The organism is Vreelandella sp. L-15, from assembly GCF_056857635.1.
The window spans coordinates 33,554-48,835 of the sequence record NZ_JBSXNN010000092.1; the positions used below are offsets into that span (position 1 = coordinate 33,554).

Annotated in this window: 12 protein-coding genes; 3 read left to right on the forward strand and 9 right to left on the reverse strand. The window is 55.8% G+C overall.

From position 1 onward, the window contains the following. Nucleotides 1-20: 20 nt before the first annotated feature. A complete protein-coding gene (locus tag AC13CY_RS13690) occupies nt 21-1,085 on the forward strand; it encodes an agmatine deiminase family protein (RefSeq protein WP_172514586.1) in 1,065 nt (354 codons plus the stop codon). Nucleotides 1,086-1,095: 10 nt separating this feature from the next. Beyond that, the gene (locus AC13CY_RS13695; RefSeq protein WP_044629199.1) at nt 1,096-1,998 is read left to right on the forward strand and encodes a carbon-nitrogen hydrolase; all 903 of its coding nucleotides are present in this window, start codon (nt 1,096-1,098) and stop codon (nt 1,996-1,998) included. 111 nt (nt 1,999-2,109) lie between these two features. Here AC13CY_RS13695 and AC13CY_RS13700 read toward each other — a convergent pair whose 3' ends face one another. The 3 genes from AC13CY_RS13700 to secA all read right to left on the reverse strand — a co-directional run bounded on the left by AC13CY_RS13700 (nt 2,110) and on the right by secA (nt 7,133). Then, nucleotides 2,110-3,066, reverse strand: coding sequence for a Nudix family hydrolase (locus AC13CY_RS13700; protein WP_253027957.1), 957 nt, complete (start codon nt 3,064-3,066; stop codon nt 2,110-2,112). A 77-nt stretch (nt 3,067-3,143) separates the two neighbouring features. Beyond that, nucleotides 3,144-4,373, reverse strand: coding sequence for a bifunctional glutamate N-acetyltransferase/amino-acid acetyltransferase ArgJ (gene argJ / locus AC13CY_RS13705; protein ID WP_253027956.1), 1,230 nt, complete (start codon nt 4,371-4,373; stop codon nt 3,144-3,146). Between the two features lie 36 nt (nt 4,374-4,409). After that, nucleotides 4,410-7,133 carry a preprotein translocase subunit SecA gene (gene secA / locus AC13CY_RS13710; RefSeq protein WP_253027955.1) on the reverse strand — a complete coding sequence of 908 codons (2,724 nt, stop codon included), beginning with the start codon at nt 7,131-7,133 and terminating at the stop codon, nt 4,410-4,412. A 547-nt stretch (nt 7,134-7,680) separates the two neighbouring features. Here secA and AC13CY_RS13715 point away from each other — a divergent pair. Further along, complete coding sequence (locus tag AC13CY_RS13715) at nt 7,681-8,151, forward strand: DUF721 domain-containing protein (protein ID WP_058577884.1); 471 nt, start codon at nt 7,681-7,683, stop codon at nt 8,149-8,151. 110 nt (nt 8,152-8,261) lie between these two features. On the opposite strand, the gene lpxC is transcribed toward AC13CY_RS13715, so the two are convergent. The 6 genes from lpxC to murC all read right to left on the reverse strand — a co-directional run bounded on the left by lpxC (nt 8,262) and on the right by murC (nt 15,282). Then, nucleotides 8,262-9,173: a UDP-3-O-acyl-N-acetylglucosamine deacetylase gene (lpxC, locus tag AC13CY_RS13720; RefSeq protein WP_054641053.1), complete on the reverse strand. Its 912-nt coding sequence runs from the start codon at nt 9,171-9,173 to the stop codon at nt 8,262-8,264. 158 nt (nt 9,174-9,331) lie between these two features. Next, nucleotides 9,332-10,513 carry a cell division protein FtsZ gene (gene ftsZ / locus AC13CY_RS13725; RefSeq protein WP_044629193.1) on the reverse strand — a complete coding sequence of 394 codons (1,182 nt, stop codon included), beginning with the start codon at nt 10,511-10,513 and terminating at the stop codon, nt 9,332-9,334. Nucleotides 10,514-10,547: 34 nt separating this feature from the next. Further along, nucleotides 10,548-11,837, reverse strand: a complete 1,290-nt coding sequence (gene ftsA, locus AC13CY_RS13730; protein ID WP_062360043.1) for a cell division protein FtsA — start codon at nt 11,835-11,837, stop codon at nt 10,548-10,550. 310 nt (nt 11,838-12,147) lie between these two features. After that, a complete protein-coding gene (locus tag AC13CY_RS13735; RefSeq protein ID WP_062360042.1) occupies nt 12,148-12,876 on the reverse strand; it encodes a cell division protein FtsQ/DivIB in 729 nt (242 codons plus the stop codon). A 25-nt stretch (nt 12,877-12,901) separates the two neighbouring features. After that, nucleotides 12,902-13,837 carry a D-alanine--D-alanine ligase gene (locus AC13CY_RS13740; protein WP_062373419.1) on the reverse strand — a complete coding sequence of 312 codons (936 nt, stop codon included), beginning with the start codon at nt 13,835-13,837 and terminating at the stop codon, nt 12,902-12,904. Further along, nucleotides 13,834-15,282 carry a UDP-N-acetylmuramate--L-alanine ligase gene (gene murC, locus AC13CY_RS13745; RefSeq protein WP_288102261.1) on the reverse strand — a complete coding sequence of 483 codons (1,449 nt, stop codon included), beginning with the start codon at nt 15,280-15,282 and terminating at the stop codon, nt 13,834-13,836. The genes AC13CY_RS13740 and murC overlap by 4 nt, the downstream gene beginning before the upstream one ends.

Genomic DNA, 15,282 nt, shown 5'->3' on the forward strand with positions numbered 1-15,282 from the left:
TAGTGAGAGCACCTTTTACGTTGGCTACCAAGACTCACCGCTTATTGCCCGAATGGCACCCTCAAGATGGCCTACAGCTCACCTGGCCCCGTCCAGACGGAGACTGGGCTTATATGCTGTCGCGTATCGAAGCAACGCTTGAGCGCATTGTGCTTGCCACGGCGCGCTATCAGCGCGTGATCATCAGCGTGCCAGACGAGGCGACCCATCAGCGCCTGACCGCCACGTTCGATGCCTACGGCATCCCCAAACATCAGCTGCTGCTGATTGTTGCACCCACCGACGATACCTGGGCGCGAGATCATGGGCCGATCACGGTATTGGACGAAGATAACCAGCCGCTGCTGCTGGATTACACCTTTACCGGCTGGGGCGGTAAATTCCCTGCTGAGCGGGACAATCAGCTAACCCAGTGGCTAGCCGATGCGGGCTTATGGGCCTGCCCAGTCTCTTCTCGGGAGATGGTGTTAGAAGGTGGGGCTATCGAGACTGACGGCGAAGGCACGCTGCTCACCACGGAAGCGTGCCTGCTCAACCCAAACCGCAATCCGTCGCTCTCTCGAGAAGACGTTGAAGCGCTTTTGGCAGATGACTTTGGCGTAGACCGCGTGCTGTGGCTAGCCAATGGACATTTAGAAGGCGACGACACGGACAGCCATGTGGATACGTTGGCACGCTTTTGTAACCCCTCGACCATTGCCTATGTGCGTTGTGACGACCCCACTGACCCGCACTACACGGCCCTGCAGGCAATGGAGCAGGAGTTAAAAGCCTTCCGTCAGCGTAACGGAGAGCCCTACCAGCTTATTCCGCTACCCTGGCCCCAGGCCTGTTTTGACCCGGAAGATGGGCATCGCCTACCAGCCACCTATGCGAACTTTTTGATTATCAACGATGCGGTGCTGGTGCCTACCTATGGCGACCCAGCGGATGTTACCGCACTGCAGGCGCTGGCCGTCGCTTTTCCAGAACATACGCTGATCCCCATTGAGTGCATCAGCGTGATTCGTCAGCACGGCAGCCTGCACTGTTTAACCATGCAGCTACCCAAAGGTACGCTTGTGCCTGCGACCACTCACTCTTAAGGAGGGCAGCATGTCCCAGACACTTAACGTGGCGGTGATTCAACAAGCCGCATGGCCCGATAAAGCGCTCAGCCTGGCCGAAAGCGAGGCGGGCATTCGCAGAGCAGCCAGCCAAGGGGCACAGCTCGTACTATTACAAGAGCTGCACGCCACCCACTACTTCTGTCAATATGAAGACCCGGCACTGTTTGATCTCGCCGAACCGCTGGATGGCCCGACGGGACAGCGATTGGCGGCACTGGCAAAAGAGCTGGATATCGTGCTGGTGGGCTCGCTGTTTGAAAAGCGCGCGGCGGGGCTCTACCACAACACCGCCGTGGTGTACGACCGCGCCAAAGGGCGGGTTGGCCAGTACCGCAAGATGCATATTCCAGATGACCCAGGGTTCTATGAGAAGTTTTACTTCACCCCTGGCGACGCCGACGACGCACGCAAAGAGGGCTTTACGCCGATTGACACCTCAGTGGGTCGGTTAGGCATTCTGGTGTGCTGGGACCAGTGGTACCCGGAAGCCGCCCGCTTAATGGCGCTGGCGGGTGCTGAGCTACTGCTCTACCCCACCGCTATTGGCTGGGATCCTAATGACGACGACGCGGAAAAAACCCGCCAGAAAGATGCCTGGACGCTGATTCAGCGCGCCCACGGCGTCGCGAATGGCCTGCCCGTCTTGGTGGCAAACCGCGTAGGCTTTGAGGCCGACCACTCCGGCGTGGGTGATGGTATCGCGTTTTGGGGCGGTAGCTTTATTTGCGGCCCACAAGGTGAGCTACTAGCCCATGCCGGTGAAGAGACTGAGCAGTTGGTCGTGAGCCTGGATATGGCGCGTAGCGAAAACACCCGCCGTATTTGGCCCTACCTGCGCGATCGCCGTGTCGACGCTTATGGCGACCTAACCCGCCGCTACCGCGATTAAGCTTATTCGAGCATCTGAAAATCAAAAACGCCTGCTCTGTTACCAGAGCAGGCGTTTTGCTATCAGCGCTTTTCTATAAGTACCAAGCCGACATCGCTTATATCCAGAAATTTATTTCCAGAAGTCGCGAATCGACGCAATACCCTGAGCACCCACCGCGCGAGCGTGGTTGGCGTCAAAGCGGGTCATACCGCCCAGCGCGAATACCGGCATACCGGCACGTTCCACCAGCTGTTGGAAGTCGTGCCAGCCCATCGGAGCCACTTCCGGGTGTGATGGCGTGGTGCGCAGCGGAGAAAGCGTGACAAAATCACAGCCCAGCACTGCCGCTTGGGAGAGCTGCTTTTGATCATGCGTGGAGGCGGACAGCCACTTGTTTTCCGCAATCGGGCGTCGGTCCAGCTGCATTAAACGCGCACTGGTCAGATGAATACCATCCGCATCGACCTGGTCCAGCAGCGTTGGCTCACCGTTGAGCAGCAGCTTAGCGCCGTACTCACGGCAAAGCTTGAGCGCTCGCTCAGCACGGGCAACATAGGCCGCGTCATCTAAGCTTTTGGCACGCAGTTGCACAAGGCGAATACTGTCTTCGCGCAGAGCGCGCTCCAGCAGCGACGCGAAGCGCTCATCGTCAGGCTCTTCACCGGTAATCAAGTACTCGGTGGGTAGCATCACCGCACGCAGAATGGGCAGGTTCGCCGCTGGGAACGGGTAGTTCACCAACTCATTCATCGGCACCCAGCGCACCGCCTGGCCTTCACGACCAAACGGTTCGCCAGCAAACTCATGCACCTGCCACACATCGAGCAGAATGTGCTTATCAGGATACTCATGGTGAACGCGAATGAGCGGTTGGGCACGAACAATCTCAACGCCTAACTCTTCATGCAACTCACGTTTAAGGCCTTCCAGCCCAGTTTCATAAGGGGCTAGCTTGCCACCGGGAAACTCCCAAAGACCGCCGTGATCGACGTTGGAAGGCCGGCGCGCGATCAGCACGTGCTTTTGATCGGCGCTGATCATCGCAGCTGCCGCGACATGAACCCGTCGTTTTACCATTACACTCATTACGTCTTATCCACTTTGTGCGCGCCGCCTTTATATTGCACGGCGCTATCTCGCTGCGTTAGCACGTTGCCGCAGCCTTAGCTGCGGTAATCCGCGTTGATGGACACATAGTCATGGGAGAGATCCGAGGTCCACACGGTAGCGGACTCGTCACCACGCCCCAAATTAATGCGAATTGTGATCTCTTCCTCGGCCATGACGGCACTGCCAGCCGCTTCGGTATAGCTACCGGCGCGGCCACCGTTCTCCACTAGGCGCACATCGCCTAAGTCAATCACGACCCGGCTAACATCAAACGCCTCAACCGGCGCTCGACCCACCGCCGCCAAAATACGCCCCCAGTTGGCATCCGAGGCGTAGAGCGCGGTTTTTACTAGAGGCGAGTGAGCTACGGTAAACGCCACATCCAACGCCTCTTGGCGAGTGCTGGCCTCATTCACCTGTAGTGTGACGAATTTGGTCGCCCCTTCGCCATCGCGAATAATCGCCTGGGCGAGTTCGGTCATCACCCGCTGCAGAGCGTTACGGAAAACGGTAATGTGCTCGTCGCTTTCAATACGCGCGCCCGTGCCGGTCGCCGCTAACATGCAGGCATCGTTAGTAGAGGTATCGCTATCCACAGTGATGCAGTTGAACGAGCGATCCACCGTTTCTCGCAGTAGCGTGGCGAGCAAGGGCTGCTCAATCGCCGCATCGGTGACCACAAACCCCAACATGGTGGCCATGTTGGGTTTAATCATGCCCGAGCCTTTGGTAATCCCGTTGATGGTGACCTGATGGTCGCCAATATCAACGGTCACCGTGGCTCCCTTTGCGCGGGTGTCGGTGGTTAGAATACCTTCACCTGCCTGCTGCCATGCTTGGCTTGAGTCGGCCAGCGTATCAAACGCACCCGGCAAGCCTGCCAGCAGGCGTTCCATGGGCAGCGGCTCACCTATCACCCCCGTTGAGAACGGCAGCGCCTGAGCCTGCTCAACACCTGCCTGCTCAGCGACAGCAGCACAGCTGGCATAAGCATCTTGCAAGCCAGCCTCACCCGTCCCCGCATTGGCATTACCGGTATTAATTAACCAATAACGAGGCGCAAGGCCGCTACTGGCGCACTGCTCAAGATGCTGCTTGGCAACCACTACCGGAGCAGCACAGAACGCATTGCGGGTGAAAACACCCGCCACAGTGGCAGTCTCAGGTAGCTCAATCACCACCATATCACGGCGATCCGGCTTCTTAATGCCCGCCATTGCAGTGCCCAGGCGCACCCCACTGAGGGGTGGCAATTCCGGAAAGGGAAGGTTTCCCACCGCCATGTTTCTCTCCTCTACGTTCGCTTACGCCATACGTGATTAGCTTAATTTGCCGCAGCACTGCTTATATTTTTTACCCGAGCCACACACACAGGGGTCGTTGCGGCCAACTTTCGGGTTTTCCCGGCGCAGCGGACGGCCATCAACCCCGGGCGCTGTCTCGCTAGTACCGGCATCAGGCGCATCGTGGAGGCTGGCGGCTGTCGCTTTTTCACGAGCAAGCTCTTCACGGCGTTTCTGCTCTAGGGCATCCACTTCTTCTGGCTGACGCACCTGAACGTGGCTGAGAATACGCGTGACATCGGCTTTGATATTGGTCAGCAGATGTTGGAACAGCTCGAAGGATTCGCGCTTGTACTCCTGCTTGGGGTTCTTCTGTGCATAACCACGCAGGTGGATACCGCGACGCAAGTGGTCCATGGACTGCAGGTGCTCTTTCCAGCGGGTATCCAGCACTTGGAGCATCACCTGCTTCTCGAAGCGGCGAATCAATGCCGCACCTGCGGACTCGATTTTAGCCTCATAGGCCTCGCGGTGCATGGTTTGCAGACGTTCACGCAGCTTCTCTTCGCTAAAGCGCTCGTCTTCCTCGGCCCACTGCGTCACTGGCGCGACGAGATTGAACTCGGTTTTCAAGTGGGCTTCCAAGCCGGGCAGGTCCCACTGCTCAGCCAGGCTCTGGGGCGGCACGTACTCGCTAATCGCGTCTTCCATCACCTCTTCACGAATACCCACCACCGCGGCGGAGACATCGTCAGACGCTAGAATTTCGTTACGCTGCTCGTAAATCACGCGGCGCTGGTCGTTGGCTACGTCGTCGTACTCAAGCAGCTGCTTGCGAATATCGAAGTTACGCCCTTCCACTTTCTTTTGAGCGCGCTCTACCGCATTAGAGACCATTTTGTGTTCAATGGCTTCACCACGCTCAAGGCCCAGCGCCTGCATTAAGCGCTTCACTCGATCGGAGCCGAATAGGCGCATCAGGCTATCTTCCAAAGAGAGGAAGAAGCGTGTGGAACCCGGATCGCCCTGGCGGCCTGCACGGCCACGAAGCTGGTTATCGATGCGGCGGGATTCGTGGCGCTCAGAGCCCACCACGTGCAAGCCACCAGCTTCCAGCACCGCGTCGTGGCGCTTTTGCCATTCGGCTTTTAGCGCATCAAGCTGTGCTTGGCTAGGGTTTTGCAGCTTCGCGGCTTCGGCTTCCCAGTTACCGCCCAACATAATGTCAGTACCGCGACCCGCCATGTTGGTAGCGATGGTAATCGCACCGGGCCGGCCAGCTTGAGCAATAATTTCTGCCTCACTTTGGTGCTGCTTGGCGTTTAGGACGTTGAATTTAAGCCCTGCCTCACGCATTAGGCGCGCCAGATACTCAGACGTTTCGATAGAGGCGGTACCCACCAGCACTGGGCGGCCCGCTTCGGTCTCTGTTTTCACGTCTTTGATGATGGCTTCGTACTTCTCTTCCGCGCTCAGGTACACAAGGTCGTTGAGATCTTTACGCGCCAGCGGGCGGTTGGTGGGAATGACGATCACATCAAGACCGTAAATCTGACGGAATTCGAAGGCTTCGGTATCCGCCGTGCCCGTCATGCCCGATAGCTTTTCATACAGGCGGAAGTAGTTCTGGAAGGTGGTAGACGCCAGCGTTTGGCTTTCACGCTGAACCGTAACGCCCTCTTTAGCTTCCACGGCCTGGTGCAGACCTTCAGACCAACGGCGCCCCGGCATGGTACGGCCGGTGTGCTCATCGACAATCACCACCTGCCCTTCGGCAACGATGTAATCAACGTCCGGATGATAGAGATGGAGAGCGCGCAGCGCCGAGTGCATATGCTGTAGCAGGTTGAGGTTTTGCGCTGCGTAGAGCGATTCGCCCTCACCCAGCAGCCCTTCGGCCCGCATGAGCTCTTCGACTTTATTGTGACCCTGTTCGGTCAGCTCCACCTGCTTCTGCTTTTCGTCGAGCACGAAATCGCCGCTCACCGGTGCTTCGTCATCTTCGGAGACTTCACCCTGCTCGAGCTGTTGGGCGAGGCGGTTCACGATGCCGTAGAGGTCGGTGTTCTCGTCTACCGCACCGGAGATAATCAACGGCGTACGTGCTTCATCAATTAGGATGGAGTCGACTTCGTCCACAATCGCGTAGTGCAGGCCGCGTTGGACTTTATCTTCCAGCGAAAACGCCATGTTGTCGCGAAGATAGTCAAAGCCAAACTCGTTGTTGGTGCCGTAGGTAATGTCGCACTGATAAGCATAGCGCTTCTCTTCGCCGGTTTGCCCTGCAAAGATAACGCCTACCGTTAGCCCTAAGAATTCATAAAGCGGGCGCATCCATTCCGCATCACGGCGGGCGAGGTAGTCATTCACCGTTACCACGTGAACGCCTTTACGGGTCAATGCGTTCAAGTAGACTGACAGCGTGGCGACTAGGGTTTTACCTTCACCGGTTTTCATTTCCGCGATACGGCCACGGTGCAGGGTCATACCACCGATCATCTGCACATCAAAGTGGCGCATGCCCATTACTCGCTTACTGGACTCACGAACGACAGCAAAGGCTTCTGGAAGCAGGCTATCCAGCGTCGCCCCATCGTCTAACCGCTGACGCAGCTCAGTGGTTTTCGCTTGAAGTTCCGCATCGCTTAGGCCCGCCAGGGTCTCTTCTAACGCATTAACGCTCTGCACGCTTTTATACATGCGCTTTACTTCACGGTCGTTTTTAGAGCCGACCACTTTACGTAACAAGTTATTAATCATGAAATTTCCAGATCATCGTGAGCGACCCATCCAGGTGCGCCCTTATATAAGGCAAATAGGCGTAATGTTAACCAATGCGTTGTTCGGCGGGCGGGCCACGAGGGGTCACTACATCGCTGGCAGCAACAAGTCGAAGCGTGATCAGCGGTAGTAATAGAGGACGGCTGCAAACGCTGGGCAATCGGCGCGTTTGGCGACTAGCCCAGCGACGAAGCGCACGGCGCTTCTTGGCAATCCAGTGCGATTGAGCCCGTAGCATCGCAGGCATCCAAAAGCAGATGCAGACATTGCGGCCACTGCTTCTCAATGCATCTGAAGGGTGTAAACTAGCGGGCAATAAGCAGCTCACCAACAGGCCAGCCAGCCACCAACGCGCTAAGCCATAGCGTCGTTGACGCCTTGGCGAAGCAGATACTATCTCTGACGTTGATGACATGCTGTGGACTGGCTCCCGAGCGTGTTAGGCTCTTTTCATTGGCGGTCAATCACAGGCGCTGTTTGTATTCGCCAGTACGACGTCACTAGCAACACCCTAGGAATTAAGTTGATGAGTATAAAGGTTAAGCGTTCTCGCGCACAGCCCATTGCCCAACTGCTGACCAAGTCTGGCGGCGTTGGACAGCTAATGCGCCAATCACGCTTAATTGATCAAGCGCAACGCCACCTTCGCGCCCATTTGCCTGAAGAGATGCGCGAGCACATTTTCGTCGGCGGCTTCAGCAACGGACGCCTTACGCTGATCAGCGGACAAGCCAGCTGGTTAACGTGGCTACGCTACGAGCAGTCGCAGCTACTGTCACTGCTTCACCAATTACCGGGCTTTGAAGGCGTGACAGGGTTTACGCTCAAAGTTCGTCCAGTGCGCCCGATCGAGTCACCTAAGCGTTACACGCGCACACTGTCAGATGATGCTGGCAAGACCCTGGCCGAATGCGCCAAAGACACCGACAACCCCGCGTTAAAAAACGCCCTGGAGCGGCTTGCTTCTCACGCGCGCTCTACAGAACCAAAACCTTAGCAACGCGACCCCTTAAACGCATAAAGCACCGCCTTAGCGATGCTTTATAAAGTGGGGGGCCGTTTCGTTATGCCAACTCAACTCCCCCCAACATTTTGCCTTATGCCTCATTACGCCATGACAGGAGCGGCATAGGAAATAGGCGCCACTGCTTTCTCTTCTTCAAACGTAACGATTTCATACGAATCGGGCTGCGCCATCAGCTCCCGGCAAAGCTGGTTATTCAGCGCATGGCCGGATTTAACACCTCGGAACTCGCCAATCAGGCTGTAACCAAGCTGATAAAGGTCACCAATGGCGTCTAGCACTTTATGTTTGACGAATTCGTCTTCGTAGCGCAGGCCGCCTTCGTTCACAATACGGTAGTCATCCACCACAATGGCGTTTTCTAAGCTACCGCCCAGCGCCAGATTGTTCGAGCGAAGGTACTCTAAATCGCGCATAAAACCGAAGGTTCGTGCACGAGAGACTTCTTTCACGAACGATGTGGTTGAGAAATCGATCAGCGCCGTTTGCTTCTGCTGTTCAAAGACCGGGTGGTCGAAGTCGATAGCAAATGACACCTTGAAGCCTTGGTGAGGCAAAAAGGTAGCCTCTTTATCACCATCGGTAACGCTAACCCGACGCTTAATGCGGATAAATTTCTTCGCTGCCTCCTGCTCTAAAATGCCCGCTGACTGAATCAGAAACACAAAGGGGCTGGCACTGCCGTCCATAATTGGCACTTCGGGCGCACTGATATCGACGTAGGCGTTATCAATCCCCAAACCGGCAAAGGCTGACATCAAGTGCTCAACGGTCGCGACTTTAACGCCTTCATGGCAGAGCGCTGTGCATAGCATGGTGTCTTCCACCAATTCGGCACGGGCAGGCACGTGTACCACTGGGTCCAGATCGGTTCTGACAAACACAATGCCGGTGTTGGCCGGCGCCGGGCGCAAAGCCATGTGGACTTTTTTGCCAGAGTGCAGACCCACTCCAGTGGCGCGGATGACGTTTTGTAATGTGCGTTGTCTGATCATGGGTAGTGGTCAAGCTCTGATGACGGCGGCTCGTAGCCTAACGCTACAGAGTCCGCAGGGGGAAAGAAAGTTATCAAACAGTGTTCACTTTAACAGCAAACGAGCGTTTTAACCAATAAAACTCTCGTTTGCTGCCTCAATGAGCCTGATAGCGCGGTTTAATCCGCCTGGCGGCGCAAAAATGCGGGGATATCGAGATAGTCATCAGCATCCGCTGAACGACGTTTTTCTGGACGCGGCTTTGGCGCTGCTTCCGGCGCTTCTGCGCGTGCAGCGGCCTGCTGACGCATGACCGTCGGCTGCTGCAGCTTGCGGTAGTCGGAAGAGGAGGTATCTGCCGCAGAGCGACGCGCAGGTTCGCGAGCCGCTGCTTTTGACTTGCTGCCATCTAGCCCTGCTGCCACTACCGTCACACGCAGCTCGTCGGACATTTCCATATCGATTGAAGTACCGACCACAATCGTCGCTTCTTGAGAGGCGAACTCTTGTACCGTCGCCCCCACATCGTTGAATTCACCAATGGAGAGATCCGGCCCAGCCGTGATATTGACCAGGATACCGCGAGCGCCATGTAGATCGATATCTTCCAGCAGCGGGCTGCGGATGGCTTTTTCTGCCGCCTCACGGGCACGGTTCTCACCCGTCGCGCCGCCTGTACCCATCATCGCCATGCCCATTTCGGACATCACGGTGCGTACGTCAGCAAAGTCGACGTTGATGATACCTGGGCTGGTGATCAGCTCTGCGATGCCCTGTACCGCGCCTAGAAGCACATCGTTAGCTGCGCTAAAAGCCGTCAATAGCGTAGCATTCTTGCCCAGCACCGATAGCAGCTTTTCATTGGGAATAGTGATCAAGGAATCAACGTGCTCAGAGAGCTCTTTCATGCCCTCTTCCGCAGCGCGCATACGCTTGGGCCCTTCAAACGGGAACGGACGCGTAACGACCGCAACAGTCAGAATACCCAACTCCTTAGCCACCTGAGCTACCACCGGGGCGCCGCCCGTGCCTGTACCACCACCCATACCGGCAGTAATAAAGACCATATCGGCGCCGTTTAACAGCTCAGCAATGCGCTCGCGATCTTCCAGCGCGGCTTGACGACCCACCTCTGGGTTAGCGCCAGCACCAAGACCCTTGGTGATTTCGCCACCTAGCTGCAGCACCGTTTTTGCGGATACACGTTTAAGTGCCTGAGCATCCGTATTGGCGCAGATAAATTCAACGCCTTCGATATTGCTCTCGACCATGTGGTTGACAGCATTACCGCCGCCGCCGCCAACACCGACTACTTTGATGACCGCACTGCTCGAGGGTGCGTTATCTACCAATTCGAACATAAGCCCCGTCTCCTGAACCGCGCTTGCGGCCCTATCAGAAATTTCCTTTGAACCAGCCTTTGATTCTTGCCAGCGCCGAATGGCCATCCTTGATATCACGCCGGGCTAACTCATTACGTCCTTTATGGGCCGCAACGACTCCCCCGTGGCTTTCTAGGCCTTGCCCATGACGAGTTTCCTGCAGTGCATAATGCAGTAAACCAACGCCGGTCGCATAGATAGGGTTGCGAACCACATCTGCCAAGCCTCTGACATTTTGCGGGCAGGCAATACGAACCGGCATATGGAAAATTTCTTCCGCCAGTTCGCTTACACCTTCCATGCGCGAGGTGCCGCCGGTGAGCACCACACCCGCAGCCACCATATCTTCATAGCCACTGCGACGTAATTCGTCTCTTACTAACGTAAAGAGTTCCTCGTAACGAGGTTCGACCACTTCCGCTAGCGCCTGACGCGATAGATCTCTGGCTGGGCGATCACCCACGCTAGGCACTTTAATCATCTCATCGCTTGCAGCAAGCTGGGTTAATGCGCAAGCGTATTTCACCTTGATTTCTTCAGCGTGCTGGGTCGGCGTTCGCAGTGCCATCGCGATGTCATTGGTGACTTGGTCACCTGCAATGGGGATCACCGCTGTATGGCGAATGGCACCTTCTGTGAAAATCGCCATATCGGTGGTACCACCACCGATATCCACCATACATACCCCGAGCTCACGCTCATCTTCAGTCAGCACAGCCATACTAGAGGCCAACTGTTCCAAAATAATGGCATCCACATCTAAACCGCAGCGCCGTACACACTTTTCAATGTTTTGCACAGCATTCTGGGCCGCCGTTACTAAGTGCACTTGTGCTTCAAGTCTTACCCCTGACATCCCCAGCGGCTCACGGATGCCGCCTTGGGTATCAATGGAAAACTCTTGAGGTAATACATGTAACACTCGCTGGCCTTCTGAAATCGCTCGTGCGCGGGCCGAGTCGATCACCCGTTCAATGTCTGAAGGTGTTACTTCACGCTCCTTAATCGCGACAACGCCGTCGGAATTCATGGAGCTAATATGGCTACCCGCCACGCCCACATAAACCGAGTGGATGTCGCATCCTGCCATCAGTTCGGCTTCTTCCACCGCACGCTGAATGGACAGAACCGTTGACTCAATATTAATCACAACGCCGCGCTTCATACCGCGCGAGGGGTGGGAACCGATACCGGCAATCTCAATCCCCCCATCATCGGTGGGTTGACCGACTATCGCGACGACCTTGGACGTTCCGATGTCCAGCCCGACAACCATATTGGATGCGTTGGGTGAGCCTGCCATGAGTCGGTAAATCTCCTTGCCGTCATTTTAATAGGGTAGGTATTGCCAATTGACATTAAAACACCAACGCAATAACCAATTTGCGTTTAATAACTTTAACTAGAACACTATCTAACCAAGCTAACCGCTGACAGGATAATAAAACTCATCCACATCACCGCTGGGGACATAGTATAGAAACAATAGTCGTAATACGACTAGCGCACACCCACGATAATTGGACTGGATAGCAATTTAAACCCCATTCATAGGTTTTTCGGCGTTGGCAACCACTCACATTTACCTACTTTTTGCACATTGCCACGAGCGGTTACTCATTGACCTCTTGCTGTTCACGCTCTTGAAAATCCGTTTCACCATGCCAAGCCACCGCAACACCATTAGGATAGCGTAAATCAATATAGCGGATATGCTCACTAAAGCTTGCAAGCTCGCGCTGCCAAGAAGCAGATAACCTTGCCAAACGCTCTCCATGCTGACGTCTACCTAGCATGACCCAGGCCCCGTCTCCCAGCTGTAAGCGCCAAGCACCGCGAGGCTCTAAGCGTAGCTGAGAAAGCGATAGCGACAAACTGGCAAAATGGGGAGTCAACCGCTGGTAATACGCCAACACCTCTTCACTGTTGCCCGCTGGCCCTGAGAGGTCGGGCAACCCTTCAGGTGCATCTAACGGCGCAAATGCAAACGGCTCCCCTTCAGGATTAAGCAGGAAATCATCGTTCCAACGCGCTACAGGCACCTGCTCCACTAGCTCAAACACCAAAGCGTTAGGCCACTCGCGGGAAATTCGCACTTCATTCAGCCAGCCAATACGTAGCGCACGCTGGCGTAGCTCGCCTAGATCTGCCGATAGCCACGTTGCATCCTGCACAAGCGGCGCTAACTGCGTACGCAGGTAATCAGCACTAACGTACTCCCATTCGCCACGAATCGACACGCGCTCAATGGGACGATCAAGCCATAGCCACAGTGCACGGCCGCCCGCACCTAGTAGCAGCGCCAGCAGCACAACGCCCAGCCATGCGTTGCGTTTTTTCATAACGCTCCTATTGTCCAGCTACTCATTACGGCATGCTCGGCTGAACGGCGGTCTGTAAAATACGCATGACCAACTGATCAAAGTCGATCCCGGCGTAGGCGGCTGCCTGCGGCACTAGGCTGTGGTCAGTCATGCCGGGCACGGTGTTAACCTCTATCAGCCAACACTTACCAGCTGCGTCACGCATTACATCAATACGCCCCCACCCTTCGCCACCTACCGCTAAAAAGGCCTCTTTACATAGTGCTGCCAGCGCTTGCTCATCCTGCTCAGACAAACCACAGGGCAGATGGTACTGCGTGGTGTTAGCAATGTACTTGGCTTCGTAGTCATAGAATCCACCCGGCACTTCAACGCGAATAGCGGGCAGCACGTCATCACCCAAGAGCGCGACCGTGTATTCATCCCCGATAATAAACCGCTCAGCCATTACCCGCGCATCAAACTTTGCGGCAGCCGTGTAGGCGGCTTTTAATTCATCCCGGCTTTTGACAATACTGATGCCCAAGGTGGAGCCTTCATGGACTGGCTTGACCATCATAGGCAGCCCAAGCTGGTTTACTACGGCCGCCCAATCAGCGTTTTCACTTAGCATGATGCTTTCAGGGGTAGGCAAGCCAACGGCCTGCCACACCTGTTTAGTGCGCTGTTTATCCATGCCCAATGCAGATGCCAGTACGCCGCTGCCGGTATAGGGCACGCCGAGCAGCTCTAACGCGCCCTGAAACGTGCCGTCTTCTCCACCACGCCCATGTAGCGCCACAAACACGGCGCTAGGCGCCAGACGCTCAAGCCCTGCTAGACCACCCTCTTTAGGGTCGTAGCCGAGCGCATCCACACCTTGACGTTTTAAAGCGGCAAGAATAGCGGCGCCGCTTTTCAGGGAAACATCCCGCTCAGCCGATGTGCCACCGTAAACCACTACGACGCGGTCTAGAGAACCGGTTTGCCCGCTGTTCATAGCGCCACCTCATCCATCTCAAGTTTTGCCTGAGCAAGGCGCAGCGAAATACCGCCAACGTCGCCGGCCCCTTGAGTAATCAAAATATCTCCAGGCCGTAGCACATTATTCAACAAGGCAGGCAGCTCCTGCTTGTGCTCGACAAACAGCGGATCGACTTCACCACGCTGTCGAATAGAGCCCGCCAGCGTTTTCCCTTCGGCTCCCGGCAGCACGGCCTCACCTGCGCTGTATACATCCAGTAGCACCAGGGTATCCACCTGAGAAAGCACACGCACAAAATCCTCAAAAAGATCCCGCGTACGGCTGTAACGGTGGGGTTGGTAAAGCATCACAAGGCGTCGATCAGGCCAACCTGCTCGCACTGCCTGGATTACCATATCGACTTCACGAGGATGGTGACCGTAGTCATCCACTAGCATGATATCGCCACCGCCGGAAGGTGCTGGAAAGTGTCCATGCACTTGAAAGCGTCGCCCTACCCCGGCGAACCCAGTTAGCCCACGCTGGATCGCATCATCACTTACGCCTGCGTCAGTGGCCACAACGATAGCCGCCATCGCATTGAGGGCGTTATGACGACCCGGCATAGCGAGCCGAATGGCCAGCGGTGCCGCATCACCAGGGCGCAGAGCGGTAAACGAGACTTCTCCCGCCTGTTGAGAAAAATCAACGATGCGGTAGTCGGCATCTTCATCAAAGCCGTAAGTGACAAACTGGCGTTTAACTTGGTCACACAGCCCACGCACATGAGGATCGTCAATACACAACACCGCAAGACCATAAAACGGTAGATTGTGCAAAAATTCGATGAAAGTGCTTTTCAGGCGCTCAAAATCGCCGCCATAAGTCGCCATGTGGTCAGCATCGATATTGGTAACAATCGATACCATGGGCTGAAGGTGAAGGAACGAGGCATCGGATTCATCAGCTTCAGCGACTAAGTAATCACCTTCACCTAAACGAGCATTGGCGCCTGCACTCGTCAGTTTTCCGCCAATCACAAAAGTAGGGTCCAGGCCACCCTCGGCCAATAGTGTTGCTGTCAAGCTAGTGGTGGTTGTTTTACCGTGAGTCCCCGCGACGGCAATACCGTGACGGAAGCGCATCAGTTCTGCCAGCATTTCGGCACGGCGCACTACCGGCACGCGGTGCTCATGTGCCCAGCGTATTTCAGGGTTGGTTTCATCGATTGCGCTGGAGACAACAACCACATCGGCCCCCTGCACATGCTCTTCAGCATGACCAATGGCCACGCTTACTCCGCAATGGCGCAGCCGTTCAACCACGGCGGAGGCTTTCATGTCGCTACCGCTAACTTGGTAGCCCTGGTTGGCTAATACTTCGGCAATACCGCACATGCCTGCACCACCGATACCTACAAAATGCAGCCGCTTAATACGACGCATACCGGGGCCAGTTGGGCGAGCCCCCTGCGGCGACAT

Excerpts from the sequence above, each read along its gene's own strand:
- AC13CY_RS13695 (WP_044629199.1), top strand. The coding sequence starts at position 1,096 with ATGTCCCAGACACTTAACGTGGCGGTGATTCAACAAGCCGCATGGCCC.
- AC13CY_RS13700 (WP_253027957.1), bottom strand. The coding sequence starts at position 3,066 with ATGAGTGTAATGGTAAAACGACGGGTTCATGTCGCGGCAGCTGCGATG.
- argJ (WP_253027956.1), bottom strand. The coding sequence starts at position 4,373 with ATGGCGGTGGGAAACCTTCCCTTTCCGGAATTGCCACCCCTCAGTGGG.
- secA (WP_253027955.1), bottom strand. The coding sequence starts at position 7,133 with ATGATTAATAACTTGTTACGTAAAGTGGTCGGCTCTAAAAACGACCGT.
- AC13CY_RS13715 (WP_058577884.1), top strand. The coding sequence starts at position 7,681 with ATGAGTATAAAGGTTAAGCGTTCTCGCGCACAGCCCATTGCCCAACTG.
- lpxC (WP_054641053.1), bottom strand. The coding sequence starts at position 9,173 with ATGATCAGACAACGCACATTACAAAACGTCATCCGCGCCACTGGAGTG.
- ftsZ (WP_044629193.1), bottom strand. The coding sequence starts at position 10,513 with ATGTTCGAATTGGTAGATAACGCACCCTCGAGCAGTGCGGTCATCAAA.
- ftsA (WP_062360043.1), bottom strand. The coding sequence starts at position 11,837 with ATGGCAGGCTCACCCAACGCATCCAATATGGTTGTCGGGCTGGACATC.
- AC13CY_RS13735 (WP_062360042.1), bottom strand. The coding sequence starts at position 12,876 with ATGAAAAAACGCAACGCATGGCTGGGCGTTGTGCTGCTGGCGCTGCTA.
- AC13CY_RS13740 (WP_062373419.1), bottom strand. The coding sequence starts at position 13,837 with ATGAACAGCGGGCAAACCGGTTCTCTAGACCGCGTCGTAGTGGTTTAC.
- murC (WP_288102261.1), bottom strand. The coding sequence starts at position 15,282 with ATGTCGCCGCAGGGGGCTCGCCCAACTGGCCCCGGTATGCGTCGTATT.